This is a genomic window from Paenibacillus sp. NFR01 (assembly GCF_900111565.1).
In the GTDB taxonomy this organism is placed as follows: Bacteria; Bacillota; Bacilli; order Paenibacillales; family Paenibacillaceae; genus Paenibacillus_AQ.
On record NZ_FOIK01000001.1, the window covers coordinates 1,984,629 to 2,009,135 of the forward strand.

The window sequence follows — 24,507 nt, forward strand, 5'->3', positions numbered from 1 at the left end:
ACATGCGAGTCTTGCTAAACGACGGATCCTCCCTGGATATCAGGGAAGAAGAAATATTGTATTTTTCCAGTTACAAGAATGCAATATTCGTCCATACGAAGGAAGGCGAATTTGTTCTCCCCACGACACTGTCGGATTTGCTGGCTGCTTATAAAGACAAAGGCTTTGAACGCCTTGACCGGAGCAATGTCGTCAATCTGTCGCAAATTACCAGCTTTGACAGTGAACGAAAGCTCGCGTTGTTTAACGATCAAGGCCAGTTCGCCACCGTTTCGGAATCCAATGAATCGCGGCTTAAGCGGTATTTGGCGGTCCGGAATCATGGCAAGCCCCCCCGGTGACTAAAGTCCCGGGGATTTTTCTTTTTCACAAAAAAAATATTCTATTATTGCATAAATTCCATTCTTTGTAAAGGGTGATTCGCAGGGTGAATGGGAGCAGACGGTTTACTTTCCAAATGGTACCATTTAATCTATATTAAACAGCGATTCTACTTATCCTATTTACAAGATGGAGGAGTCTATATGGACTATTATTTTCATCCTTCACCTCGCCCCTCATCCCTTGAACTTTTAAATGACGAACAACTCCTTGACATTTATGAGCTTGCTGTCGAAGCGGAGGCCTCCCCTGATTTCGTAGAGATTATCAAAAGCATTCTCGCCGAACGGCAGTTGCTAACGTCCGAGAACCGCTAGACCGCCGCATCGTCCGGTAATTACATACAAACCATTCTGCCCCGACGGCTGCATATCGGGTACGGAATGGTTTTTTTTGAATACACAAAACCCGATAAACGTTGGAGGTTTACCGGGTCAAATGGCCATTCATATATAACGTTTACTGATCCTTACCCTTTCACGACACTTTATGCTCAATCCGCAATTTGTCAGCGACCATGGCAATAAATTCGGAGTTGGTCGGCTTGGATTTGGAAATATTAATGGTGTAGCCGAACAGATGGCTGATGCTGTCGATGTTGCCGCGGGTCCAGGCGACCTCAATGGCATGCCGAATGGCCCGTTCCACGCGGGATGGCGTGGTTTTGAATTTCTCCGCGATGGCCGGGTACAATGTCTTCGTGATCGCGCCAAGAATTTCGATATTGTTATATACCATCGTAATCGCTTCCCGAAGGTATTGGTATCCTTTGATATGGGCAGGAACGCCGATTTCATGGATAATGGACGTGATGTTGGCATCGAGGTTTTTGCCTTTGGATAGCGGCACAACGTTGCTGCTGCTTCTGGAGCTCGTCGTGAAGTTCGAAAGGCTGCTGGAGGTCGATGAGGTGCCGATGGTACTTTGGGTCCCGACCAGCTGCCGGACGCGGTTCGCCAGAACCTCCATATCAAACGGCTTCAGGATATAATACGATGCGCCCAGCTGTACAGCACGTTGAGTGATGTTCTCCTGACCGAAGGCGGTCAGCATGATGATCTTCGGTTCCGGCTTCAGGTCCATCTCACGCAGGCGTTCGAGTACTCCGAGTCCGTCCAGATGCGGCATAATGATATCAAGAATGAGCACGTCCGGAATCTTACGCGCTCCGTTCAGCATTTGAAGCACTTCTTCGCCATTATAGGCAATGCCCGTAACGGTCATGTCTTCTTGGTCATTAATGTAGTCCGCAAGCAAATTTGTAAATTCCCTGTTATCATCGGCCAACAACACTTCGATATTCTGCACTGGCTGCTTCCTCCTCAATTTATCTCTGTGATTTAAAAAATAGCATTTTTATTTTCACTCCTTACGTTTTCGACACCCGGATCAAATATCCTTCTGTCGAAAATTATTTTTCTTTATTTTTTTTGGACATTGTTTTATAATTAATATTTTGTTTCACGATTCGATTTTTATCGTACCTCTTCGACAAAAAAACTTAAGGCTAGACCGCCTTAAGTTTTAGGGTAAGATCATTGCCGGATGGAGTCACTCCGGAATCCCGGAGCATCCATTCGATAAAACAACCATAGCCGGATTTCGGATCGTTGACGAACACATGCGTTACCGCCCCAATCAGCCGTCCGTCCTGTACAATCGGACTTCCACTCATCCCTTGAACAATCCCGCCGGTCTTCTCGATCAACCGCGGATCGGTAATGCGCAGCACCATGCCCTTCGTCTCCGGCGAACGTTGGCGGGCGACATGAATGATCTCCACATCAAACTTCTCCACCCGCTGGCCGTCAACGACGGTAAGAATCTGCGCAGGCCCTTCCTTGACCTCATGGCTCATCGCAACCGGAATCGGTTCCTTATACAAGCTGTGCTCGGGATTACGGCTCATTTTGCCGAATATCCCAAAATCGGTGTTGCTCTCTACGCTTCCAAGCACTTGGCTTTCCCGGAGAAAACTTGCCCGCTTCTCGCCGGGATCACCGTCCTGACTTTTGGAGATTGAAGTGACGCTGGATTGAACGATATGGCCGCTGCCAACCACGATCGGCGTGCCGGTATTCATGTCGGTAATGACATGTCCCAGCGCACCATATACGCCATGCTCGGGGGCATAGAAAGTTAATGTTCCGACGCCGGCTGCGGAATCGCGGATATAGAGGCCCATACGCCATACGTTATCGTTGCGGTCATACGCAGGCTTTAGCTTTGCAGTATGCACTTTCCCTGCGCGTTTAAACAAAATGGTGAGCGGCTTGTCGGTTTTGCCGGCATGCTCCACCAGCTTGGCCACTTTGGACACATCGTCCAGCTTGACGCCGTTGATGGCGGTCATCAGATCGCCGGGCACCAGGCCGCTGACTTCACCGGGGGAAATTTTTGAACCTTCGGCAACTTCAATCGAGTGATGGCCCACCACAAGAACACCGGCAGACTTCACTTTGACTCCAATCGTCTGGCCGCCAGGAATCACCTTTAGCTCCCTGGGGACTGCGGCCGCCGGACTGTATGATGTGTCGTTCAGCGGTGCCGCATAGCTTGGAAATGGCTCCATAATGCCTGTTAAGCTGAAAAAGAAAGCAAATAAAAGTCCGGGAATTAACTTCCTGAGGTTAGGCTTCAATGGCTGTCACGCTCCCTTTTGCTTCTTCCGCTTGACGAAAAAGGTGGTCGCCAATAACGTACCTATAAGATAACCTTGCCCCCAGGCTTTTATTACTGTCAATCCTTGAACGCCTTACCCAATCGCCGCTTTGCTGGCCTCGGCCAGACCGAGCATCTCCTGGGCATGATGCAGTGTTTTTTCGGTTATTTCCACGCCGCCCAGCATCCGGGCCAGCTCCATTACGCGTCCGTCCGGCGTCAATGCCTCCACTTCGGTCATCGTCCGGCCATCCTCCACTTTCTTGAGGATCAGATATTGGTGGTCGGCCATGCATGCAACTTGCGGCAAATGCGTGATGGAGAACACCTGACAGGTCGCGGACAGCTTGTACAGCTTATCGGCGATGGACTGGGCCGCCCGGCCGCTGACCCCGGTATCGACTTCGTCAAAGACCAGTACCGGAATCGCTTCATGCCGGGCAAAAATGCTCTTCATCGCCAGCATGATCCGCGACAGCTCGCCGCCGGAGGCGATTTTGCCAAGCGGGCGCAGGGGCTCTCCGGGATTCGGCGAGATCATGAATTCGGCGCTGTCAATGCCTTGCCGGGTCAGGCGATAGCGCTTCTCGCCATATTCCACGCCACGCGGGTCCTCCAGCGTATCGAGCTTCACTTGAAGCGAGGTGCGCTCCATTTGCAGATCCTTAAGCTCCCCTTCCACCTGGGAAGCCAGATCGGCGGCGCATTGCCGCCGCGCTTCGCTAAGCGCTTCGGCTGCAGCCATAAGGGTACCGAGCAGCCCGTCACGGGTCGCGTTCAGCTTGGCAATATAATCGTCCTTGTTCTCCAGTAAATCGGTCTCGCGGCGAATCTGCTCATGATAAGCCAAAATCTGCTCCACGCTTTCACCGTATTTGCGGCGCAGCCCGTTAATGAGATCCAGGCGGTTTTCGATTTCCTCCAGCCGGGCCGGATTAAATTCGATTTCCTCACGGTAGTCCCGGAGCTGAAAAGCGGCATCCTCCAGTTGGTAAAATGATGACTGCAGCTGCTCCAGCACGGTGCGCAGCCCCTTCTCGTCGTACTTGACCGCATCCTCCAGCTTGGCGATCACGTTGCCGATGGATTCCAGGCCTTGGCGGCCATAAAGCACTTCGTATGCGCCGGAGACCGAATCCATCATTTTCTCGCTGTGGGATAGTTTGACCCGTTCCTCTGAAAGCCATTCATCTTCACCCGGCTTAAGCGCGGCGGCAGAGATTTCTTCAAGCTGGAACCGGTACAAATCGAGCATTTGATAGGCCTTCTGACTGGATTCCTGCAGTTCGCGCAGCTCTTTTTCCACTTTGGCAAAAGCCGAGTATTTCTCCTGATAGTCGGCCTTCAGCGGACCGATAACCGCTTCGCCGTAGGTATCGAGCAGGCCCAAATGCCGCTCGGCCTTGAGCAGGTTCTGGTGCTCATGCTGGCCGTGGATGTTGACGAGCTGCTCGCCGATTTCGCGCAGCATGCTGAGATTAACCATCTGGCCGTTGACCCGGGACGTGCTTTTGCCCGTGGATGTGATCTCGCGGCGGATAATCAGATGCTCTTCCCGTTCCGCGGATATACCAAGACGCTCCAGCGTTTCCCAGACGGGATGTTCCGGCGGCAGGCTAAACAGCGCTTCCATTTCCGCCTTCTCGCAGCCGTAACGGATGGAATCCGCCGAACCGCGGGCGCCGGCGATTAGGGCAAGCGCGTCGATAATAATGGATTTCCCTGCCCCGGTCTCGCCGGTCAGCACGTGAAAGCCCGGATAAAAATGTACATCAACCGCTTCGACAACGGCCAGATTTCGGATCGATAACGTATCTAACAAAAACAGCACCTCCGAATGAATTAACCGCGGTTTAGAGGGATCCTCAGGAGATATAGCCCATAATCTGCGAAATGACCAGGCTGCTGTCCTCCGGCTTCCGGCAAATAATGAGGATCGTATCGTCGCCGGAAATGGTGCCCATAATCTGCGGCCAATCGATGTTGTCGATCAGCGCGGCGACCGAATTCGCCGTCCCGGGAAGGCATTTCATGACGACCAGATTGCCGGAGTGGTCGATATGGACGAAATTGTCCACGAGCACGCGCTTCAGTTTTTGGATCGGATTGTAGCGCTGATCCGTCGGCAGCGAATATTTGTATCTGCCGTCATCCATTGGAACTTTAATCAGCAGCAGCTCTTTGATATCGCGCGAAACGGTAGCCTGGGTGACCTGAAATCCGGCGTCCCGCAGTGCCTCCACCAATTCATCCTGAGTTTCGATTTCCTTCTGGGTAATAATCTCCCGTATTTTGATATGCCTATGTCCCTTCATGTTAGCCCCCCATAAAATTTCCTTGTGTGGATTGTCAGGTTGATTCTCCGTCATCCTTGCCGAAACGGATGACATGCACCGCCGAAACGGCTGTATCTACATATAATACGCCGCTGCAATTCGGGTAAATCAGCAGATAAGGCAACAGCAGGTCCCGTACGCTGCTGCCCGTGAACTCCATCGTCTTGCGCGGCCGCGATAAAATGACCAGGTATAGATCGTCGGCATCTTCCTTGCCCGCGACATAATCGATAAACAGCCGGCTGTACAGCGCCGAGCCGTTCACTTGAAAGGCAAGGGGAATCTTTAGCTTGCCTCCAAGCACTTCGTAGCCCGCTTTCTCCAGCAGGTCAACGGCAGGATGCGGCTGGATTTCCGGATTGATCGGCACCCGTTCAACCAGAAACGAGCGCGGAGAGCTCTGCAGCCAAATATAGATCCGGTAAATGACAAACATTGCTATCGCTACGCCAATCAGAGCCACTACGGCCTTATCGGAGCTGGCCAAATCCAATCACCTCGGTGATGTATTCGCCTGCCGCCGAGAAAAATCCTGCTAAATGCCTGCTGCTTTCAGGAATGAAAAGAAACTCATCGGGATTTCGATGAGTTTCCGTTGCCGCCGGCATGAAACGTTGCCGAGGCTTCCTTGATCACTTTATCGGCCAGCGCCGCAAACGCGGCAGTATCCGCTTCCGGAGAAGCCTGCTCTTCCTCCAGGCTCCAATGGGCCAAAAATTCCACATTGCCCTCACCGCCGGTAATCGGAGAGAAGGTTAAGCCTTCAAGGCGGTACCCCAGCTCAGCCGCCATGGACAGCACGCCGACCAGCACCTCCTTGTGGACCGCCGGATCGCGGACAACACCGGATTTGCCCACTTTTTCCCGCCCCGCCTCAAATTGCGGCTTGATCAGCGCGGCAATATCCGCCGGACGGGCCAGCAGTGCTTTCAGTGGAGGCAAAATGATTTTGAGCGAAATAAACGAGACGTCGATGCTGGCAAAATCGGGAACCGGCCCCTTCAGATCCTCCGGCGTCATATAACGGAAATTGGTCTGTTCCATGACCGTCACCTGTTCATGGTTGCGCAGGCTCCAATCCAATTGGTTGTAGCCGACATCAATGGCATAAACATGGCCAACGCCGTGCTGGAGCGCGCAGTCGGTGAACCCGCCGGTGGACGACCCGATATCCAGCATCGTCCTGCCGGTCAGGTCGATACCGAAACCGCGCAGCGCTTTCTCCAGCTTCAAACCGCCGCGGCTGACATAGGGATGCACCGCGCCTTTTACCCTGAGCACCGCTCCGCGCGGCACCTTCATGCCCGCCTTCTCGATCCGCTCTTCGTCGGCCAGCACAAGTCCGGCCATTATCGCCGCTTTCGCTTTCTCGCGGCTTTCATAGAAGCCCTGCTCCACAAGCAAGACGTCGATCCGTTCTTTAGGATGTTCCATATTCATCTCCTGAATGTATCTGCATTAAGAGGTGGAAGTCGTTTTGTACGCGTATTGGCTTGTGGCCTTCATCGCTTTGATCCGCGCGCACAGCGCTTCTACCGTAAGTCCCGTCAGCTGGCGCTGATCCTTGATCGACCCATGCTCGATAAAAATATCCGGTACGCCCATCAGCTGCACACGGGCATCGTGAATATCATTCGCTGCATAGAACTCCAGCACGGCGCTGCCCAAACTGCCCGCCTGGCTGGCTTCCTCCAGCACGACCATCGACGTTCCGGCGCGGGCCAGCTCCAGCAGCATACCATCGTCCAGCGGCTTCAGGAACCGGGCGTTGACAACGCCTATCTGAATGCCTTCGCGTCTCAGCGTCTCAGCCGCTTCTTCGGCAATCTGCACCATCGGACCGCAAGCGACAACTGCATAATCGTCGCCCGGGCGCAGCCGCTCCCAGGAGCCGATCGGCAGAGTTTTCAGTTCCGGATCGAGCGCCACGCCCGTACCGTTGATGCGCGGGTACCGGTAGGCGATCGGACCGTCGTTATATTCAAGCGCCGTCTTCATCATATGGCGCAGTTCATTTTCATCCTTCGGCATCATCAGCACCATGTTCGGGATATGCCGCATAAAAGCGATGTCATAAACGCCCTGATGCGTTTCTCCGTCCGCGCCGACAAAACCCGCCCGGTCAATGGCGAACATCACGTTCGCGTTGTGGCGGCAAATATCATGCACGATCTGATCGTATGCGCGCTGCATGAAGGTCGAATAGACCGCGTACACCGGTTTCATGCCTTCCATCGCGAGCGCAGCGCAGAGCGTTGCCGCATGCTGCTCGGCGATGCCGACATCGATCATCCGGTCGGGGAATTCCTTGGCGAACGGGAATAGTCCCGATCCTCCCGGCATCGCGGGCGTTACCGCGACCAGCCGCTTATCCTGACGGCCAAGCTCGATCAGGGTCTCGCCGAATACCTCGGTGTACATCGGATTGCCCACGGCCTGCAGCACCTGTCCGGACTCGATTTTGTAAGGGGAAATTCCATGCCATTTATAGGAATCGGCCTCCGCCGGTTTATACCCTTTGCCTTTGGTCGTCAGCACATGCACCAGCACCGGTCCCGAGACGTTGTCCGCCTGCTGGAACGTGTCGATCAGCTTCTCGAGATCATGGCCGTCGACCGGCCCGAGATACGTGAACCCGAGCTCCTCGAACAAGACTCCGGGCACCATCATGTATTTCAGGCTATCTTTCACGCGTTCCGCCGTTTTGGCCAGTTTGCCGCCGATTGCGGGAATTTTTTTGAGCAGGCCTTCGACCTCGTCCTTTGCCCGCAAATAATGGCGGTCGGAGCGGATTTTGCTCAAGTAGTTATGCATTGCGCCCACGTTCGGGGCAATGGACATCTCATTGTCGTTCAGAATGACCATCAGCTTGCGGCGTTCGTGGCCGATATGGTTCAGCGCTTCAAACGCCATCCCGCCGGTCAACGCACCGTCGCCGATCACCGCGATGACCTTATTGTCTTCGCCCTTGAAATCGCGGGCCATCGCCATCCCCATGGCGGCGGACAAGGAGGTGCTGCTGTGGCCGGCTTCCCAGACATCATGCTCGCTCTCGTCGCGTTTGACGAACCCGCATAAGCCGCCCTGCTTGCGCAGACTGTCAAAGCGGTCCTGGCGGCCGGTCAAAATTTTATGAACGTACGCCTGGTGGCCTACGTCGTATATCATTTTATCCTTCGGGCTGTCGTAACAATAGTGCAGGGCCAGCGTGAGCTCCACGACTCCGAGATTGGATGCCAAATGACCTCCCGTTACAGACAGCTTCTCAATTAGAAACCTGCGGATTTCCTCCGCCAGGGTGGTTAGCTCCTCGATGGACAAGGTTTTCAGTTGCTTCGGATGGTTGATTTGTGGAAGCAGCGTCACGAGTATTCCCCGCTTTCCTGGTTGTTGTAAAATATAAAACTCATTATAACACAAACGAAACGGCTGCCGAAATACAGCCGTTTCTTAAACTCCGCTAATGGTCGCGGGCCATGAGATAATCCGCGATCTCCAGCAGCCGTGAAGGATCTGCGAAACCGGCGCCGTTCAGGGCAGCGCGGGCGGCTTCCGTCAGGCGGACAACCTCCTGCTGCGACGCCTCCAGTCCGATAAAATAAGGGTAGGTGACCTTATGCTGCTTGACATCGCTGCCCGTCTTTTTGCCGAGCTTGCTCTCATCGCCGATCATGTCAAGAATGTCGTCCTGCACCTGGAAAGCGAGGCCGATGTATGTTCCGAACTCGCGCAGCGCCTGCAATTGCGCTTCATCCGCACCGGCGATCCGGCCGCCGGCCAGCAGCGAAAAGACGATCAGATCGCCTGTCTTGTGGCGATGGATATACTGGAGCTGCTCCAAATCGGTCAAGCCCTGCTCGCCCTGCATGTCGGCGACTTGGCCGCCGACCATGCCGCGCGGGCCGGCCATCTCCGCCAGGTCCTCGACGATGGACAGCGCCTGCTCCGCCGGCACGCCGTAGCGGCGGGCGGACTGGACCACGCTATAGAAGGCATGGGTCAGCAGCGCGTCGCCGGCCAAAATTGCCATCGCTTCCCCGAACACCTTATGGTTCGTAAGCTTGCCCCGGCGGTAATCGTCGTTGTCCATCGCGGGCAGATCGTCATGGATCAGCGAATAGGTATGAACCATTTCGATGGCCGCCGCTACCGGAAGTGCGGCTTCGCGGCTGCCGCCGACCGCTTCGCAGGCGGCGATGACGAGCAGCGGACGCATCCGCTTCCCGCCGGCCTCCAGCGAATAGTGCATCGCTTCCTTCAGCACCGCCGGAACCGCCCAGTGGTCCGGCAAACAGCCGCCCAGCACATCGGCCATCAGCAGGCTAACGCCTGAAATATAATCGGACAGCGGCTCACGTGCGGCGCTGTCCGCCGCCTGATCAAAGGATGTCATCCGAATCCCCTTCCAGCTTGGCGCCGAACGGCTTCTTGCGCAATTCCCCGTCCTCGAGGGAAATCATTTCGATCTTGCGCTCCACCTGCTCCAGCTTGCTGCCGCACAGCTGCGACAGCTTCATGCCCTGCTGGTACAAATCGATCGCTTTCTCCAGAGGCACGTCGCCATGCTCAAGCTCGCGTACGATTTCCTCCAGCTGTTCCATCGCGCCTTCAAAATCCAATTCCGCTTCATTCGTCATCGTTCTCGCCATCCTCCTTCATTCCCCATACCTGACAGCTTAATCGGCCGTCGTTCAGCCGGATATTGACAATATCGCCCAGCTCCACATCACCGAGCGATTTGATAAGATGTTCTTCCTGCTCGTCGTACACGAGACTGTAGCCCCGCGACATAATCTTGAGCGGGCTGAGCGCGTCCAGATGCCGCACCTCGGCGGCAAACCGGGCGCGCTTCTCCGCGTGCCGCGCCTGCATCGCGGCGCCGAGCTCGCGCGTCAGGCCCGCCGTGCGCTGGCGGGCTTCGCGGATGGCAGCCTGCGGGTGGAACCGCGCCAGGCTGTGCCGCAGCACGGCTTCGCGCTCGCGCGCCCGGCCGTGCCGGTTCTCCGCTGCGCGGCGGAGCCCAGCCCGCAGCATGTCCAGCCGCTGCGCGTGCTGTGCGAGCTGCCGGCTCGGGCCGGCCAGCGCGAGGCGCCGGCGCAGCGCGGCGAGCGTGTCGCCGCCGGCGCGCTGCCGGCGGCCGAGGGCCTGGCGCAGCCGCTCTTCGGCGGCGCGCAGGTGCGCGGCCAGGTCGGCAGCGCTCGGCACGGCCTGCTCCGCAGCGGCCGTGGGGGTCGCCGCCCGCAGATCGGCGGCGAAATCGGCGATCGTGAAGTCGGTCTCATGGCCGACGGCCGAGATGACCGGAATCCGCGAAGCCGCGATCGCCCGGGCCACAACCTCTTCATTGAAGGCCCAGAGCTCCTCCAATGAACCGCCCCCGCGGCCGACGATGAGCACGTCGGCTTCGCCCATCGCGTTCAGCGTCTCGATCGCCTTCACGATGGAAGGCGCTGCGCTTTTGCCCTGCACCAGTACGGGGTACAGCACGATGGCGACCTGCGGAAACCGCCGATGCAGGGTCGTAATGATATCGCGCACGGCAGCCCCCGTCGGCGAAGTGATGACGCCGATCGTACGGGGCATGCGCGGAATCGGCCGCTTGCGGGAAGCGGCGAACAGGCCTTCGCGCTCCAGCTTGGCTTTAAGCTGTTCGTAAGCCATATAGAGGCTGCCGATACCGTCCGGCTGCATCTGCGTGGCATAGAACTGGTACTGCCCGTCCCGCTCGTACACTGTCACATTCCCGCGTGCGATGACACGGGTGCCCTCCTTCGGCACGAAAGGCAGCCGCTGGTTATGGGAGGCGAACATGATCGCCTTGATCCGGCTGCTCTCATCCTTCAGGGTGAAATACATATGCCCGCTGCCGTGATGGGTGAAATTGGAGATTTCCCCGCGAATCCAGACATCCGACAACACGATGTCCGAATCGAGCTTCATCCGGATATAGCGGTTCAAATCCTTGATCGAATAAATCTGCCGCTCCGCTGCCATCGGCAATTACAGCCCGCGGCGGCGCTTCGCTGCAGTCAGCGTATTGTTCATCAGCATAACGATCGTCATCGGGCCCACGCCGCCTGGTACCGGGGTGATATGGCCGGCCACTTCCTTGGCGCTTTCAAAATCGACGTCGCCAGCCAGCTTGCCGTTATCCAGCCGGTTCATGCCAACGTCGATTACAACCGCGCCAGGCTTGACGTACGAAGCATCGATGAAATTCGCGCGACCGATCGCTACGACGAGAATATCGGCCTGGCGGGACAGCTCGGCCATGTTGGCCGTGCGCGAATGGCACATCGTTACGGTTGCATTTTCACGCTGCAGCAGCAGCGAAACCGGCTTGCCGACGATGTTGCTGCGGCCGATGACGACCGCATGTTTGCCGGCCATCTCCATGCCTGTGCGTTTGATCAGTTCGATTACGCCGGCAGGCGTGCACGGCAGCAGGCTGTCGTCGCCGATGACGAGGTTGCCGACGTTTACCGGATGGAAGCCATCTACGTCCTTCTCCACGGCAATGGCGTCGATGACCGCTTTTTCTTCAATATGCTTAGGCAGCGGAAGCTGCACGAGAATGCCGTCGATCTCATCGCGGCGGTTCAGATCATTCACGAGCGCCAGCAATTCCTCCTGGGACGTGGAGGCGTCCAGGCGGTACACTTCCGAGTGGAAGCCCAGCTCGGTGCTCGTTTTTTCCTTGCTGCGCACGTATACCTGGGAGCCCGGGTCTTCACCGACAAGGACAACGGCCAACCCTGGCTTGATTCCCTTTTCCGCAAGTTCTTGCACTTCCCGTGCGATGTCCGCGCGGATTTCCTCTGCTACTTGTTTACCGCTGATCAATGCTGCTGTCATGAATACCTCTCCCCTTTTTGTATGTTGAATACTGCGTTTTTTGGTGCAGGTTACGGCTTCAGCGTGTCCAGTTCCTGAATCATTTTGCCAAGCACGCCGTTAACGAATTTACCCGAGTCATCGGTGCCGAAATGCTTCGCCAGATCGATCGCTTCATTGACAGCGACACGGGCCGGCACATCCCCTCCGCCAAACACCATTTCGTATGCTGCCAGACGCAGAATTTGCCGGTCCACCCGGGACAGGCGGCTCATTTGCCAGCCTTTCAAGTAATGCTCCAGCATGTCGTCGATGGCAGCTTTATTTTCGTTGATGCCGTTGACATGCGCCAGGACGTAATTTTTAAGCTCGACTTCATCGGTGATGACGCGTTCGGTCTCGTTTTCCTCGGAAGCCTCTTCAAGCAGCATTTCAACCGCATCCGCGCTTTCCACTTCGTTCATTTCCATTTGGTACAGGCTTTGGACAATAATTTCTCTTGCCAGACGTCTCTTCATGGGTTCCTCCTACAATCTGTTGTCGCCGGCCTGTGCCGGCCTTGCTTTATCAACCGTTTGGGGGTTATTTTAACCAAAAGCGGTATGAAACCAACCTTTTCTTGTCGTACATGATATTTCTCAAACTTTGCAAACAAAAAACCGCGGCAGGTCAACCTTCGGCGGTCGGGACAAGCACAGGGCGGTTCCAGGCTCCGAAAGGCAGACCTATCGCGGTTCACTTGAAGGGACGCCAGCGTCCGGACAGCTTGCTTGCCCACTCTTCCCATTGAAAAAGTGAAGGCAGCGCAGCATCTTTCCGTTTGCCAAGCGTATATCCGATGAACACAACCAGTGCAAAGAACAGCATATCCCAAAAACCGCTAATCAAGTAAATCAGGCCGAGCACTGCGCCGAACGCGGTGCCAGTAATCCTTCCAGCATAACGTTCCCATATTTCTTTCCAGAGCATAAGGGAAATTCACCTCTATTCCACGCGGCTTTTAAAGCTTGGTGCCTGGGAGAGGTTGGCAATATAAACGGACACGTCGGCAACCGGGATTCCGGTCGTCTCCTGCACAAAGTCGTGCACGTTCCGCTGTACCTCTGTTGTCAAAAGCGGCAGCGAATGCTCGCCGTCCACCACGGCGCGGATCATAATTTCCAGCCCGGCCTGGGATACGCGGATGCGCGATTTCAGGTCCCGGATGCCTTTGATTTTGCCCGCGGCCTTCAAACTCAGGTTTTCGATGGTCTCCATCGAAATTTGAATGTCTCCGTATTCCGTCCGCTGGTCCACCGAAGGGCTGGATGAGCGGTCACGGCGCAGGGAGATATAGAAGAACCGGATGCTAAGCAGGAAAAGCACGACCGCGACGGCAATGGCGGTAATGTATACCGCGGGTCCGTCCAGCTTGTCCTCCGCGTCCGGGATCGCATCGCTGAGCAGGAGTATGGCAATAACAGATAGTATTCCGATGCTAAGGCTGTAAATGAACAGCAGAAGCCTGTCCAAAATTTTTGCCACGAGGTACCGACCTCCTTAAATTAGAGAAAACCCTCGACGGTGCAGTCGGGGGTTTACTTGAATAACGATAGCCCTTATTTCACGCGGTGAACCGCTTCGGTATCTTCGTTTTTGTCCGAACCGCTGGTGTTCTTGAACTGCACATCGTGGATATGCACGTTCACTTCCACCACGGTCAGGCCAGTCATCGTTTCGATCGAACGCTTGACGTTGCGCTGGATCTCCGAAGCCACCTCCGGGAGACGGAATCCGTATTCGATGATGACGGATACGTCCACGGCCGCTTCGCGCTGACCTACTTCAACCTTGACGCCTTTGGACAAATTTTTGCGTCCGAGAAGCTCGACAATTCCGCCGGCGAATCCGCCGCTCATGCCGGCCACGCCTCTGACTTCAACGGTTGCAAGACCTGCGATGACCTCAATCACTTCCGGAGCGATCTGGATTTCGCCGATCTCCGTGCGTTCAAATTCTGTCGGCAATGTGCTCATCTAAACTTCACACCTTTCACCAATAAGTTGTTCTCTTATCTCTCAGCCGCGAGAGGCACGTCTTATTAAACATACTATATCATTTGCCGAACTTTATGACAAACAATGTGCTTTTATCTAAACTTCGTGCTCTTCGAGGAATTTGATATCAAAATCCCCGTCCAGGAAAACCGGATGCTCCAGCAGCTTCTGATGGAACGGAATGGTGGTGTGAATGCCCTCTACTGCAAATTCGGACAACGCGCGTTTCATCTTGGCGATGGCTTCCATCCGCGTCGGCGCCCACACGATCAGCTTGGCGATCATGGAATCGTAAAACGGCGAGATGGTGTAGCCCGGATAAGCGCCGCTGTCGACACGAACGCCAGGACCGCCCGGCGGCAGGTAGAAGCCGATTTTGCCCGGAGACGGCATAAAGTTGCGTTCAGGGTCTTCCGCATTGATCCGGCACTCCAGGGATACGCCGTTGATGGAAATGTCCTCTTGGGTGAACGAAAGCGGATTGCCCTCGGCGACCGAAATCATTTCCTTGATCAGATCGACGCCGGTAACCATTTCGGTAACCGGATGCTCCACCTGAATACGGGTATTCATTTCCATGAAGTAGAAGTTCCCGTCCGGACCCAGCAGGAATTCCAGCGTACCGGCGCCCGAATAGTTCACGGCCTGCGCGGCGCGAACGGCGGCTTGGCCCATCGCTTCGCGGATCTCCGGGGACAGAATCGAGCAAGGCGCTTCCTCCACCAGCTTCTGGCGGCGGCGCTGCACGGAGCAGTCGCGTTCGCCGAGATGCACGACGTTGCCGTGCTTGTCGGCGATAATTTGAATCTCGACATGTTTCATGCCGGTCAGGAATTTCTCCAGATAAACGCCGGCGTTGCCGAACGCTTTCTGGGCTTCCTGCTGTGCGGCAGTAATCTGCTTCACCAGCGACTCTTCGTCCTCCGCGATGCGGATACCCTTGCCTCCGCCGCCGGCCGTTGCTTTGATGATCACCGGATAACCGATATCGCGGCCCAGCATCACGGCTTCCTCTACGTCCTCGACAAGGCCGTCCGAGCCCGGAATGACCGGTACGCCGGCGCGTTTCATCGTGTCTTTGGCTACGGCTTTATCGCCCATGCGTGTAATGGCATCCGGCGAAGGGCCGATAAAGGTAATATTGCAGGATTCGCAGATTTCGGCGAAGTCGGCATTCTCGGCCAGGAATCCGTATCCCGGATGAACGGCGTCGCATTCCGTCAGCGTAGCCACACTCATAATATTAGTAAAATTCAAATAGCTGTCCTTGGACGGCATAGGTCCGATACAGTAAGCTTCGTCGGCCAGCCGCACATGCAGCGATTCCCGGTCGGGCTCCGAGTATACCGCCACGGTGGATATGCCCAGTTCGCGGCAGGCCCGGATAATGCGTACGGCAATTTCGCCGCGGTTGGCGATCAACACTTTTTGAATGTTCATGCTTTTCCTCCCAAAGTTAACGAAGCCTTTTATTATTCCGGTTTCACCAGGAACAGCGGCTGTCCGTATTCCACAAGCTGTCCGTTCTCCGCGAGCACGGAGACGATCTCGCCGCGGATTTCCGCTTCCAGCTCATTCATCAGCTTCATTGCTTCGATAATGCACACGGTCGATTTCTCGCTCACACGGTCGCCCACTTTGACGAACGCCGGAGTGTCCGGAGAAGCGGCGGTATAGAAGGTTCCGACCATCGGAGATACGATTTTATGTAAGCTGCCTTCAGACGGGTTGGCTTGCACCGGCGCTTGGGCGGCAGCTTCAATGGCCGCTGAAGACTGCTGTACCGGCTGCTGGCTGTGTACGGGCTGCGGGGCAGGCGCAAAAGGATACGCGTAAGGAGCCGCATGAACCGCCGCCCCGTCCGCTTCGGAACGGTCCGGCTTGCGGATCGCCAGTTTCATCCCTTCGCTTTCAATCTCCAGTTCGTGTACGGAGGAGGTTTGGTCCAGCAATTTAATCAATTCCTTAATTTCGCTTAACTTGAACATTATATTCGTTCACTCCTTCAGCTTTCTCTCGAAGCCTCTTGCAAATTTTAATCGTTTTCAGATCTTTGACCCTGGCACGGATATCGGGAATTCCCCAATCTCCATGATAACTTTATGTATTATATCACAAACGCTAGAAATGGAAAGAGCCCGGGACAACCCGAGCTCTTTCGGCAATTTATGCATGTTTTTGCATTCTTTTTATTGCTCCGAAACGTACTGGACTTTAATTTTGTTCTGGGTAACGCTCAGTTCTTTCATGACCAGATCTACGATGCCGACGGCTTGCTTCACGTCCAGCTTGTCGCTGAGCACCAGGACGGTATAAGCATCGCCGGCTTCTTCTCTAACGATGGCTTGGCCGTACTGCTGCTGCAGCTTGGTCTCGATGTCCTGGATCTTCGATTCCTTTTCTTCCAGCTTGCTCAGCTGTTCCTGGGCCATTGCCGTTTCGGACGGCGTTTTGCTCATATCGTTGATTTGGGCAAGCAGGTCGTTTTGGTCTTTCAGGTTTTGCTGATCGCGTTCAAAGAGATAATCGGTGAACATGCTGCTGGCCGAAGCGCTTTGCGCGGCAACTTCGTCCAGCACCGCTTCGTCATCCTTGGAAACGGTACTGGCTGCAGCGTCTTTACCGCCATCCTTGCTGTCTGCGGTAGCGGAAGCGGCGGCGCTGTCCTTGGAAGTCTCTTTGCCGGAGTCGTTTGCCGTGTCCTTCGCGGTGTCTTTTGCCGTGTCCTTCGCGGTGTCCTTGGCGGTATCCGGCGCTGCGGCAGCGTCGGTGCCATCTTCCGTTACAGCTGCGCTAGCGCTGTCGTCCGTTACGGCGCCTGCATCATCGTTCAGCGCAGTAGCGCCGCTGTCCAGGGAGACGTCGCCTGTCTCTACTTCGTTCACGACCAGGCCGTTGCCCTGCGCCGTGTCGCCGGAACCGGCGGCATCTTTCGATGCGTTGTCCACTTGGATGCTTCCGGCCGTATTCTGCGGCAGCGAAGTCCCCGAATCCTCGGTAAACAGGTAATACGCCGACAATACCACCATCAGACTGAGCATCGAAACCAACCATATCGTTTGTCTTTTGCCTTTCATCGTTCAATTCCTCCTATAATAAAATGGATTTTAAATGAATTCAGGAACTATTCCGTTTTGCGCGGAACAACGGAGATCCGGTAGCTCGGCACGTTTAGCCCTTTCTGTACCGCTTCTTCAATCAAGCTGCGGACCACCTTGTTCTCCGCGCCTTTGGCCACGATCAGCACGCCGCGAACCTGCGGTTTGATCCGCTTCGTGATAATCGGCGTCTCGTCCCCCGACTGGCTGTAGGTGACGATTTCCCCGTTGCGCGTATACTGCGTCGTTTCCCGCTTGCCGCCGCTGGCATCCGTCTCTTCGCTGCGCTGCTGGGAGTCGTCCATATTGCGCTGGACGACGATTTCTTCCGTGGAATCGACCGTCACCATGATGTCCACCGTGCCGACGCCCACGATTTTCTCCAGAATTTCCTTGGTCCGGGCCTCCATCGCCTGCTCGATGCTGTCAAAGGAATTTGGCGTTGTAAGGGTCCCCTGCTGCAATGTAGCCTGTGAGCTCTCTGCAGGCGGTTCCCGTCCCGTATTTTCAGTATCCAGCTTCTTGACATGAACGAATGAGTTGAACAGCATGATGGCTACGCCCAGCAGTCCCAAAATGATCAGCCAGCGGAACGTATGACTCCTTTTCGGACTGCCCGGTCCGCCCCCCGCCCACTGCTCCAGCTTTTTCAGCCAATTGCCCATGTCTCATCCTCCTCCCGTGTTGCCGCGAGCTGCAAATTACAGTTTGCCTGCTCCGCCGCCTGTCTTTCGTACCTGTATCGTATCCGGATCAAGATTCCAGTTCTGCGCCAGCAGCTTTGCCACCGCTTCGCTGTCAGCGTCTCCGGCGGCAGCCGGGCTGCCGGATGCAGCAGCGGCTCCGTCACCGCCTTCGGCTTCGGTGCCAACCTGCGTACCGTCGTCGTCCCCGCCGACGTGGATCTGCACCGGTTTCACCGGCTCGATGACGATCGGCGCGCTTCCGCCGCTGCCTTCTTCGCCGGCATCCGCCGCCTGCCCGTCCTGCCGGTCGGGCAGGGCTACGTCCACCGCCGCGATCACCGGCGTTTCTTCGCCGCTTGCGGCCGTCTTCATCCGCAGCGTTACCGTCACCTTGGCGCCGCGGATGCCGGCGCCGGAAGCGATGCTCTCCTTCATCTGCCCGGCGACTTCCTCCGCGGCAAGCTGAAGGCTTTGCTCGGTGACGCCTGCGGCCAGCATCCGCCCGTCGGCGAGAATCTTCTCCAGCGACGAGCCTCCGGCCCCGGCGAGCCCTCCGGCGGACTTCTCCTGCTCCGCCAGCGCTAACCCCAGCTCCTTGCTTGCGTCGCCCTTCAGCAGCGAGATGACCGGGTTCAGCATCGTGAGGAGCACCAGCAGGCTCAGCACCAGGCGGGCGTAGCGCTCCATCGATTTGCCCGGCAGGAGCATCTCGACGAAGGCGGCCATCAGCACGACCAGGATCAGTTCCCGCAGCCAATCTCCCAGCCAGGTCATCCCGCTCCCCCTCCTCTGTTACCACCGCCTCACCGCATCATGACCGTGACATTGCCGGCGGTCAGCATGATCGTTACGGCGAGGAAGAACATCAATGATACCGCCGCCAGCGCGGCGAATACGTAAATCATGCTTTTGCCGATCGTCTGCAGGCACGACACGATCGGCGTGTCTCCGAGCGGCTGCATGACCGCGGCGGCGACGTTATAGATCAGCGCGAGCACGAGGATTTTGATCGCCGGGAACGCGCAAAGAAAGAGAATGATGATGACGCCGGACAGCCCGATGGCGTTTTTGACGAGCAGCGATGCCGAGATGACGGTGTCGGTGGCGTCCGCGAACATTTTGCCGATGACCGGCACGAAATTGCCTGTAATGTATTTGGCTGCCCGGATCGTCACGCCGTCCGTAACCGATGCGGTGATCCCGCGCACCGAGATGACCCCGAGAAAAACGGTGAGCAGGATGCCGAGCAGGCCGGCTCCGACGTTGCGCAGCAGGTTGGCCAGCTGGGTCAGCTTGTATTTATCCGAAATGGCGCTTACCAGATGCAGCACAGCCGAGAAGAACAGCAGCGGAAAAACAACGGTGTGGATCAGCGAGCTGATGGTGTGGATCATGAAGACGATCAGCGGATGCGTCACCGATACGGTCACGATATTGCCCATCGACGCCAGCAGGGCGAACAGCAGTGGAATCATCGCCAGCATGAAATCGCTCATCCGGTCGATGGCATCTTTGGCGTAGCCGATCGCAATATTGAAGCTGTTGACGGCGATGACCAGCACGACCATGTAGCAGAGCATGTAGGCGATCTTGCTGACTGTTTTTCGCTCAAAGGCGCTTTGCAGCGTCTCCAGAATCATGCTGAGCACACTGATCATAACGATGGTCACCAGCAGCTTGCCGTTGTACAGCACTTCATGCCACATGAAGTTGCCGATGCCGGACAGGACGCTTTGCAGGCTGAGCCCGTCTTTGCCCGGAAGCAGCATCTCCATCAGCGAAGGTGTTTTACCGTCAGGAAAAAATCCCCCGTACTCCCGCATCAGCTGGTCCCAATACGATTCGACCCCATCCATCGGCAGGTTCTGCACCTGGCTCTTGACCCACTTGTCCACAGCCGAGGAAGACCCGTCCCCGGAGGGCTGTCCGCTTTGCGCCGCCGATCCGTCCCCTCCGGCCGGAGAAGCGCTGACGGCGCCTGCGCCTAGCAGCAAAAGCATGAGCAGAAGCAGCGGCAGGAGCAGCAGCGGCTTCATCCATCTTGGCGGCCTGAACACACTGCGTGTACCCATAGGCTCCTCCCGTCTCTCCGTAAGTTCTTGCCGCTTCGCGCTCGTTTACGCGGGCAGCAGCTTCATGACTGTCTCGATAATGATGCTGATGATCGGCACCGCCAGCACCATGATAAGCACCTTGCCGGCCAGCTCGATTTTGGAAGCGATGGACTCCTGCCCGGCGTCCCGCACGATTTGCGCCCCGAATTCGGCAACGTAAGAAATGCCGATGATTTTAAAGACCGTTTTGATATAGATCATTTCCATTCCCGACGACTCGGCCACCCGCTCCAGCGTTCCGAGAATGGTACCGATTTTGCCGATCAGAAAAAGAAATATCAGTATGCCCGCGGCGGTGGTCAGCAGGAAAGCGAACATCGGCTTCTGTTCCTTGACCACCAGAATCAGCACCGTCGACAATAGCCCTATGCCTACCACTTGAATGATTTCCATAAGGCCTGCCTATTGGAAAAGAAAGATCGTTTTGATTTCCTGCAGCAGGCCGTCGAGCATGCGGATGACCATGAACAGCACGATGATGAACCCGACGATCGTCACCCAGTGTGCGATCTCTTCCTTGCCCATTTGTTTCAGCACGGTATGAATCATGGCAATGATGATGCCGATGCCGGCAATTTGAAAAATCGCGTTGACTTCAATATTCATTCCTGGCACCTCGCTAAAAGATCAATATTACGATCAATGCTCCAAGCAGCAGACCCAGGCTTTTGCTCATCTTTTCATATTTGCCCTGATCCTCCCTGGCCACGGTCTCCTCCTGCTTGAGCTGCTGCAGGGCGAGTGTGATATGCGTGCTTTGATTCGACCGGTCGCTGGTGCCGAGCGTGCAGCTGAGCTGCCGGAGAATCTCCCGTTCCGCCGATTTCAGCGAAGCGGCCTTCCAGTGCTTGTTCATCGCCTGCTCGAAGGCTTCCTCGGCGCTGTGCTCCAGCGGCGGGCTCATGGCATCGGCCGCGCTCACAAACAAGGCTTTGAGCGGCTCCTTCGACTGCTGGCCGATCCGGCGCAGCGCCTCCGGCAGCGGGGTAAAGCCGTACTGGATTTCCGTCTCCAGCCGCTGGAGCGCCGCGATGAGCCCGCGGATATGGCGGGGGCGCTCGGCGTATTGCGCGGCCCGCCGAAAGCCGCCGAGCGTTCCGGCGAGAATGACCAGTACGGCGCCGAGGAGCTTAAGCATGGCGCTCACCGCCCAGCTTCGCTTCTACCGGTACGGGCAGCAGCCCGCGCTTCTGCCCGTCCAGCACGCGGAAGCTGGTTCCCGCCTCCGTGCGGTGCAGGATGACGTAGCGCTCGAACATGCGCTGCTCCAGCAGATTGCCGAGCCCGGGCCGCCGGGCCAGCTCGGCCACTTCCTTGCCGTGCGCCGTGGCAATTACGGAAATTCCGGCATGCAGCGCCTCCGTCACGGCGGCGGCGTCCTCCGGCCGCCCGATTTCATCTGCGACCAGCACGTCGGGCGATAGCGAACGGATCATCATCATCATGCCCTCGGCTTTCGGACAGCCGTCGAGCACATCCGTCCGCGGCCCGACGTCGAAAGCCGGGACGCCCCGGCGGCTGCCGGCGATCTCCGAGCGCTCGTCGACGATGCCAACCTTCAGACCGGGGCGGTTGGCTTCCCGCTCCCGCTGTCCGCCCGCCGAGATTTGGCGGGCCAGGTCACGCAGCATCGTCGTTTTGCCATGCTGCGGCGGGGAGAGGATCAGCGTGTGCAGCACCCGCTGCCGTCCCCGGTCAAGCAGGTAGGGCAGCAGGCCGTCGGCGATGCCCTTGACCTCGCGCGCGATCCGCATGTTAAAGCCGGTGATATCGCGGAGATGCTCGATATGGCCGCCGCTGAGGACAGCCCGTCCGCACAGGCCGATGCGGTGCCCGCCGGGGATGGTGATGAAGCCTTTGCGCAGTTCTTCTTCCATCGTATACAGGGAATGATTGCTGATCAGATCCAGCAGCCGGTGTGCGTCCTCGCGCCCCGGCTTGTACGCTTCATCCGGATTTAAAGTCAGCTTGCCGTTTCCGGCGATGAAATGGTATTTGCCGGAATAGTTGATCTCCAGCGGCCGTCCTTCGCGCACGCGGATTTCTTCCAGCTTCTCCAGCAGCGCGGGAGACAGGCCCACAAGCAGCGCGCGGATCTTTTCGGGAAACAAAAGCAGCCATTCGTTAGCCATACCGCGTACCCCCAGGTTGTCTCTATTTAACAGCTTTGTACCATATTTATGCTTGTACTTGATCTTTATGCCTATCATCTATCATTTTTTCAAAATCCCGATTAAGAGAAAGGTGACGCCGCAGGCGATCCAGGCGAACTTGCCCCACGACAGCTGCTGGGCCATGCCGGTCAAGCCGACTGCCGTGGTCAATATCAGAACACTCGGTCCGACCAGCGCCAGCCCGGAATTGACAACCAGCGCCTTGTCCACCTGATTCAGCCGCAGCATCAGCAGCGCCGCCGCGATCTCGATGCTGCCCGACAGCAGCCGCAGTGTCGCCATCCAGCTTACGTACTTGTCCAATCGATTCCACTCCTTTTTTATATTCTTCCCGAATCAGACAGGGTGGGCTCCCCGGGGGATCCGTTGTTATCCATGGATATGCGAAAATCCTCCGCTTTAGACAGGCCAATTGCGTGAATAAAAGGGAGAAAGAAAGACGATGTTTTTTTCTTACAAAAGGTGTGAAGGATATCATAGTTGCCGCGTGTATAAAAAAATACAATCGGGTTGATAAATTTATTTTTGCGTATTATTGTACATTCTAGGGAGCAACAGAAAAAAAAGCGTCCAGCGCAAAAGAGAGGAATCACAGCTATGCAAGTTCGCAACATTGCACAACCGATCACCACAAGGAATTTGGCCAAACAGGCGAGAGATGCCGCCGTCATCATTTTTTCGGCTTTTCTGGTAGCCAGCGGGCTGCGCCTGTTCCTTATCCCCCATCAGCTGCTCAGCGGCGGGGTGGCGGGGGCGGCTTCGGTCATCGGGTATTTGACGGATCCGAAGTACATATCGCTCATTTATTTTGGTATCAATCTGCCGATCCTGATTTGGGGTTTCATAGCGGTAGGTAAAAAATATATCGGTCTCAGCATCCTGTCGGTCGTGTGCACCACCTGGTTTCTGAACATCATTCCATTGGTACAGCTCACGCATGATCCGATTTTGGCCAGCATTTTCGGCGGGGTTATCATTGCAGGGGGCGTAGGGTTCTCCTTGCGGGTAGGGGGCTCTTCGGGGGGCTTCGATATTCTGGGGTCCATCATCACGCGCAAGCGGGATGTACCGATCGGCAATGTCATGTTCCTGCTCGACGGAATTGTCATCCTCAGCCTGGGCTTCTTCAAAAGCTGGGATTCCGCGCTGTACGCCATGCTCTGTATCTTTGTGAAAAGCCGTGTCGTGGACATGATCCATATCCGCCACGTCAAGCTGACGGCGTTCATTATCACCAAGGAGCGCGACCTCATGCTCTCCCGTCTGTGCAAGCTGCCCCACGGCGTCACGGTCGTCAATGCAGAGGGCGGGTACAGCCACGAGGGCAACACTATGCTGATGACCGTCACAACCCGCTACGAGCTGGCCGAGCTGCGCCGGACGATCCTCGAGACCGATCCGAAGGCGTTCGTCAACGTGCTGGAGACGGTCGAGATCGTCGGCCGGTTCAAGCGGCTGAAATAGCAAGGTACTCTTTTACAAATGAAAAAGCGGCAGGAAACGCGGTTCCCCCCGCTTCCTTGCCGCTTTTTTTTTCGAATCGGTATTCAAAAGGAGTCCGTGTACTTCTCCACCGCCCAATTACCATCCGTCTGCCTCACCGTAAACTGCGCCATTCCGATGTACTCTTTGCCGATCGGCCTCGGGTAGATTTCCCCGCTCGTTTCTCGCGCCGCTGCGGCGGTGTCTGCGGGCAGCTCGTAGTACATGGCTTCGACAACCTGGGTGCCGTCAACTTGTGCTCCGCCTGGCGTAAGGCTCAGGATCACGCGCCGGCCGGCAAGCAGGTACAGGCCATCGTCCGTGAGCGTTCCCCGCGCCTGAATCCATTCCTTCACGGCGGTAAGAAGGGCCCGTTCTTCTTCCGTCTTCCATTTCAGGTTCGGTAGATTTCCGGCCGTTTGCTCCAGGATCGCCCGTGCTTCCCGTTCATATTGCGGAAACAAGTGCTCCAGGCCGCTGATTTGCTGGTCCTTTACCGAAATCTCCGCTTTCAATGCTGCTTTCTCCGCCTTAAGGACGGCTACCTCGGCAGTTTCTTCCTGCAGCGACGGATGTTGTACATGCAGCAATGCGTAAATGAGCAGCGGGCTCAGGACAAGGATCAGCGGTATTGCCCAGTAGCCCCATTTGCCTTGCTTCATTGGTTCTCTCTCCTTTTTTTGAATTCAGGCAAAAAAAAAAGGA

30 protein-coding genes are annotated in these 24,507 nt (G+C 56.3%); 3 read left to right on the plus strand and 27 right to left on the minus strand.

Annotated features, from left to right (window positions below; translation table 11 throughout):
• Positions 1-2 precede the first annotated feature (2 nt).
• Together BMW84_RS09205 and sda are read left to right on the plus strand one after the other, a co-directional pair.
• Positions 3-341 (plus strand): LytTR family DNA-binding domain-containing protein, encoded by a 339-nt coding sequence (locus BMW84_RS09205; protein WP_091066928.1) that lies wholly within the window; start codon positions 3-5, stop codon positions 339-341.
• Between the two features lie 183 nt (positions 342-524).
• Complete coding sequence (gene sda, locus BMW84_RS09210) at positions 525-698, plus strand: sporulation histidine kinase inhibitor Sda (RefSeq protein ID WP_175498713.1); 174 nt, start codon at positions 525-527, stop codon at positions 696-698.
• 160 nt (positions 699-858) lie between these two features.
• On the opposite strand, the gene spo0A is transcribed toward sda, so the two are convergent.
• The 26 genes from spo0A to BMW84_RS09340 form a co-directional block, all read right to left on the minus strand.
• Positions 859-1,689, minus strand: a complete 831-nt coding sequence (spo0A, locus tag BMW84_RS09215; protein WP_091066933.1) for a sporulation transcription factor Spo0A — start codon at positions 1,687-1,689, stop codon at positions 859-861.
• Between the two features lie 199 nt (positions 1,690-1,888).
• Positions 1,889-2,953, minus strand: coding sequence for a SpoIVB peptidase (spoIVB, locus tag BMW84_RS09220; protein WP_091068218.1), 1,065 nt, complete (start codon positions 2,951-2,953; stop codon positions 1,889-1,891).
• A 183-nt stretch (positions 2,954-3,136) separates the two neighbouring features.
• Complete coding sequence (recN, locus tag BMW84_RS09225; protein WP_091066935.1) at positions 3,137-4,864, minus strand: DNA repair protein RecN; 1,728 nt, start codon at positions 4,862-4,864, stop codon at positions 3,137-3,139.
• 43 nt (positions 4,865-4,907) lie between these two features.
• Positions 4,908-5,357: a transcriptional regulator AhrC/ArgR gene (gene argR / locus BMW84_RS09230; protein WP_091066937.1), complete on the minus strand. Its 450-nt coding sequence runs from the start codon at positions 5,355-5,357 to the stop codon at positions 4,908-4,910.
• Between the two features lie 34 nt (positions 5,358-5,391).
• Positions 5,392-5,865: a hypothetical protein gene (locus tag BMW84_RS09235; protein ID WP_091066939.1), complete on the minus strand. Its 474-nt coding sequence runs from the start codon at positions 5,863-5,865 to the stop codon at positions 5,392-5,394.
• Between the two features lie 83 nt (positions 5,866-5,948).
• Entirely contained in the window at positions 5,949-6,812 is an 864-nt protein-coding gene (locus tag BMW84_RS09240) for a TlyA family RNA methyltransferase (protein WP_091066942.1), read from the minus strand.
• A gap of 24 nt (positions 6,813-6,836) precedes the next feature.
• Entirely contained in the window at positions 6,837-8,738 is a 1,902-nt protein-coding gene (gene dxs / locus BMW84_RS09245) for a 1-deoxy-D-xylulose-5-phosphate synthase (RefSeq protein WP_091068221.1), read from the minus strand.
• A gap of 100 nt (positions 8,739-8,838) precedes the next feature.
• Complete coding sequence (locus BMW84_RS09250) at positions 8,839-9,771, minus strand: polyprenyl synthetase family protein (RefSeq protein WP_091066944.1); 933 nt, start codon at positions 9,769-9,771, stop codon at positions 8,839-8,841.
• The gene (gene xseB, locus BMW84_RS09255; RefSeq protein WP_091066946.1) at positions 9,758-10,015 is read right to left on the minus strand and encodes an exodeoxyribonuclease VII small subunit; all 258 of its coding nucleotides are present in this window, start codon (positions 10,013-10,015) and stop codon (positions 9,758-9,760) included. The genes BMW84_RS09250 and xseB overlap by 14 nt, the downstream gene beginning before the upstream one ends.
• Entirely contained in the window at positions 10,005-11,372 is a 1,368-nt protein-coding gene (gene xseA, locus BMW84_RS09260; RefSeq protein WP_091066949.1) for an exodeoxyribonuclease VII large subunit, read from the minus strand. Before xseA ends, xseB begins: the two co-directional genes overlap by 11 nt.
• A gap of 6 nt (positions 11,373-11,378) precedes the next feature.
• A complete protein-coding gene (folD, locus tag BMW84_RS09265) occupies positions 11,379-12,233 on the minus strand; it encodes a bifunctional methylenetetrahydrofolate dehydrogenase/methenyltetrahydrofolate cyclohydrolase FolD (RefSeq protein ID WP_091066950.1) in 855 nt (284 codons plus the stop codon).
• 50 nt (positions 12,234-12,283) lie between these two features.
• Positions 12,284-12,730 carry a transcription antitermination factor NusB gene (nusB, locus tag BMW84_RS09270; RefSeq protein ID WP_091066953.1) on the minus strand — a complete coding sequence of 149 codons (447 nt, stop codon included), beginning with the start codon at positions 12,728-12,730 and terminating at the stop codon, positions 12,284-12,286.
• A 217-nt stretch (positions 12,731-12,947) separates the two neighbouring features.
• Positions 12,948-13,181 (minus strand): DUF2273 domain-containing protein, encoded by a 234-nt coding sequence (locus BMW84_RS09275; protein WP_091066955.1) that lies wholly within the window; start codon positions 13,179-13,181, stop codon positions 12,948-12,950.
• Positions 13,182-13,196: 15 nt separating this feature from the next.
• On the minus strand, positions 13,197-13,736 hold the full coding sequence (gene amaP, locus BMW84_RS09280; RefSeq protein ID WP_091066957.1) for an alkaline shock response membrane anchor protein AmaP: 540 nt from the start codon (positions 13,734-13,736) through the stop codon (positions 13,197-13,199).
• Between the two features lie 74 nt (positions 13,737-13,810).
• Entirely contained in the window at positions 13,811-14,227 is a 417-nt protein-coding gene (locus tag BMW84_RS09285) for an Asp23/Gls24 family envelope stress response protein (protein WP_091066959.1), read from the minus strand.
• Positions 14,228-14,344: 117 nt separating this feature from the next.
• Complete coding sequence (gene accC, locus BMW84_RS09290; protein ID WP_091066961.1) at positions 14,345-15,688, minus strand: acetyl-CoA carboxylase biotin carboxylase subunit; 1,344 nt, start codon at positions 15,686-15,688, stop codon at positions 14,345-14,347.
• 32 nt (positions 15,689-15,720) lie between these two features.
• On the minus strand, positions 15,721-16,236 hold the full coding sequence (accB, locus tag BMW84_RS09295; protein ID WP_091066962.1) for an acetyl-CoA carboxylase biotin carboxyl carrier protein: 516 nt from the start codon (positions 16,234-16,236) through the stop codon (positions 15,721-15,723).
• A gap of 201 nt (positions 16,237-16,437) precedes the next feature.
• Positions 16,438-17,325: a SpoIIIAH-like family protein gene (locus BMW84_RS09300; RefSeq protein ID WP_091066964.1), complete on the minus strand. Its 888-nt coding sequence runs from the start codon at positions 17,323-17,325 to the stop codon at positions 16,438-16,440.
• 47 nt (positions 17,326-17,372) lie between these two features.
• Positions 17,373-18,011: a stage III sporulation protein AG gene (gene spoIIIAG / locus BMW84_RS09305; protein WP_091066965.1), complete on the minus strand. Its 639-nt coding sequence runs from the start codon at positions 18,009-18,011 to the stop codon at positions 17,373-17,375.
• Between the two features lie 36 nt (positions 18,012-18,047).
• Positions 18,048-18,806 carry a stage III sporulation protein AF gene (gene spoIIIAF / locus BMW84_RS09310; RefSeq protein WP_091066967.1) on the minus strand — a complete coding sequence of 253 codons (759 nt, stop codon included), beginning with the start codon at positions 18,804-18,806 and terminating at the stop codon, positions 18,048-18,050.
• Positions 18,807-18,835: 29 nt separating this feature from the next.
• Entirely contained in the window at positions 18,836-20,104 is a 1,269-nt protein-coding gene (gene spoIIIAE, locus BMW84_RS09315; RefSeq protein ID WP_091066970.1) for a stage III sporulation protein AE, read from the minus strand.
• Between the two features lie 45 nt (positions 20,105-20,149).
• Positions 20,150-20,539, minus strand: a complete 390-nt coding sequence (spoIIIAD, locus tag BMW84_RS09320) for a stage III sporulation protein AD (RefSeq protein ID WP_091066972.1) — start codon at positions 20,537-20,539, stop codon at positions 20,150-20,152.
• A 9-nt stretch (positions 20,540-20,548) separates the two neighbouring features.
• Positions 20,549-20,752, minus strand: a complete 204-nt coding sequence (gene spoIIIAC / locus BMW84_RS09325) for a stage III sporulation protein AC (RefSeq protein ID WP_091066975.1) — start codon at positions 20,750-20,752, stop codon at positions 20,549-20,551.
• Positions 20,753-20,765: 13 nt separating this feature from the next.
• The gene (gene spoIIIAB, locus BMW84_RS09330; RefSeq protein ID WP_091066978.1) at positions 20,766-21,284 is read right to left on the minus strand and encodes a stage III sporulation protein SpoIIIAB; all 519 of its coding nucleotides are present in this window, start codon (positions 21,282-21,284) and stop codon (positions 20,766-20,768) included.
• Positions 21,277-22,278, minus strand: coding sequence for a stage III sporulation protein AA (gene spoIIIAA, locus BMW84_RS09335; protein ID WP_091066981.1), 1,002 nt, complete (start codon positions 22,276-22,278; stop codon positions 21,277-21,279). The genes spoIIIAB and spoIIIAA overlap by 8 nt, the downstream gene beginning before the upstream one ends.
• Positions 22,279-22,359: 81 nt before the next feature.
• Positions 22,360-22,602, minus strand: a complete 243-nt coding sequence (locus tag BMW84_RS09340) for a YqhV family protein (RefSeq protein WP_091068223.1) — start codon at positions 22,600-22,602, stop codon at positions 22,360-22,362.
• Positions 22,603-22,917: 315 nt separating this feature from the next.
• On the opposite strand from BMW84_RS09340, the gene BMW84_RS09345 reads away from it, so the two are divergent.
• Complete coding sequence (locus BMW84_RS09345) at positions 22,918-23,784, plus strand: YitT family protein (RefSeq protein WP_091066983.1); 867 nt, start codon at positions 22,918-22,920, stop codon at positions 23,782-23,784.
• An 83-nt stretch (positions 23,785-23,867) separates the two neighbouring features.
• Here the strand turns inward: BMW84_RS09345 and BMW84_RS09350 are convergent, their stop codons facing one another.
• Complete coding sequence (locus BMW84_RS09350) at positions 23,868-24,464, minus strand: hypothetical protein (RefSeq protein WP_091066986.1); 597 nt, start codon at positions 24,462-24,464, stop codon at positions 23,868-23,870.
• Positions 24,465-24,507 lie beyond the last annotated feature (43 nt).

Bases quoted from the DNA above. Each gene is read 5' to 3' on its own strand.
- BMW84_RS09205 (WP_091066928.1), top strand. From the start codon at position 3: ATGCGAGTCTTGCTAAACGACGGATCCTCCCTGGATATCAGGGAAGAA.
- sda (WP_175498713.1), top strand. From the start codon at position 525: ATGGACTATTATTTTCATCCTTCACCTCGCCCCTCATCCCTTGAACTT.
- spoIVB (WP_091068218.1), bottom strand. From the start codon at position 2,953: ATGGAGCCATTTCCAAGCTATGCGGCACCGCTGAACGACACATCATAC.
- argR (WP_091066937.1), bottom strand. From the start codon at position 5,357: ATGAAGGGACATAGGCATATCAAAATACGGGAGATTATTACCCAGAAG.
- BMW84_RS09240 (WP_091066942.1), bottom strand. From the start codon at position 6,812: ATGGAACATCCTAAAGAACGGATCGACGTCTTGCTTGTGGAGCAGGGC.
- BMW84_RS09250 (WP_091066944.1), bottom strand. From the start codon at position 9,771: ATGACATCCTTTGATCAGGCGGCGGACAGCGCCGCACGTGAGCCGCTG.
- xseB (WP_091066946.1), bottom strand. From the start codon at position 10,015: ATGACGAATGAAGCGGAATTGGATTTTGAAGGCGCGATGGAACAGCTG.
- xseA (WP_091066949.1), bottom strand. From the start codon at position 11,372: ATGGCAGCGGAGCGGCAGATTTATTCGATCAAGGATTTGAACCGCTAT.
- folD (WP_091066950.1), bottom strand. From the start codon at position 12,233: ATGACAGCAGCATTGATCAGCGGTAAACAAGTAGCAGAGGAAATCCGC.
- nusB (WP_091066953.1), bottom strand. From the start codon at position 12,730: ATGAAGAGACGTCTGGCAAGAGAAATTATTGTCCAAAGCCTGTACCAA.
- BMW84_RS09275 (WP_091066955.1), bottom strand. From the start codon at position 13,181: ATGCTCTGGAAAGAAATATGGGAACGTTATGCTGGAAGGATTACTGGC.
- BMW84_RS09285 (WP_091066959.1), bottom strand. From the start codon at position 14,227: ATGAGCACATTGCCGACAGAATTTGAACGCACGGAGATCGGCGAAATC.
- accC (WP_091066961.1), bottom strand. From the start codon at position 15,688: ATGAACATTCAAAAAGTGTTGATCGCCAACCGCGGCGAAATTGCCGTA.
- accB (WP_091066962.1), bottom strand. From the start codon at position 16,236: ATGTTCAAGTTAAGCGAAATTAAGGAATTGATTAAATTGCTGGACCAA.
- BMW84_RS09300 (WP_091066964.1), bottom strand. From the start codon at position 17,325: ATGAAAGGCAAAAGACAAACGATATGGTTGGTTTCGATGCTCAGTCTG.
- spoIIIAG (WP_091066965.1), bottom strand. From the start codon at position 18,011: ATGGGCAATTGGCTGAAAAAGCTGGAGCAGTGGGCGGGGGGCGGACCG.
- spoIIIAF (WP_091066967.1), bottom strand. From the start codon at position 18,806: ATGACCTGGCTGGGAGATTGGCTGCGGGAACTGATCCTGGTCGTGCTG.
- spoIIIAE (WP_091066970.1), bottom strand. From the start codon at position 20,104: ATGGGTACACGCAGTGTGTTCAGGCCGCCAAGATGGATGAAGCCGCTG.
- spoIIIAD (WP_091066972.1), bottom strand. From the start codon at position 20,539: ATGGAAATCATTCAAGTGGTAGGCATAGGGCTATTGTCGACGGTGCTG.
- spoIIIAC (WP_091066975.1), bottom strand. From the start codon at position 20,752: ATGAATATTGAAGTCAACGCGATTTTTCAAATTGCCGGCATCGGCATC.
- spoIIIAB (WP_091066978.1), bottom strand. From the start codon at position 21,284: ATGCTTAAGCTCCTCGGCGCCGTACTGGTCATTCTCGCCGGAACGCTC.
- spoIIIAA (WP_091066981.1), bottom strand. From the start codon at position 22,278: ATGGCTAACGAATGGCTGCTTTTGTTTCCCGAAAAGATCCGCGCGCTG.
- BMW84_RS09340 (WP_091068223.1), bottom strand. From the start codon at position 22,602: ATGGCGACACTGCGGCTGCTGTCGGGCAGCATCGAGATCGCGGCGGCG.
- BMW84_RS09345 (WP_091066983.1), top strand. From the start codon at position 22,918: ATGCAAGTTCGCAACATTGCACAACCGATCACCACAAGGAATTTGGCC.
- BMW84_RS09350 (WP_091066986.1), bottom strand. From the start codon at position 24,464: ATGAAGCAAGGCAAATGGGGCTACTGGGCAATACCGCTGATCCTTGTC.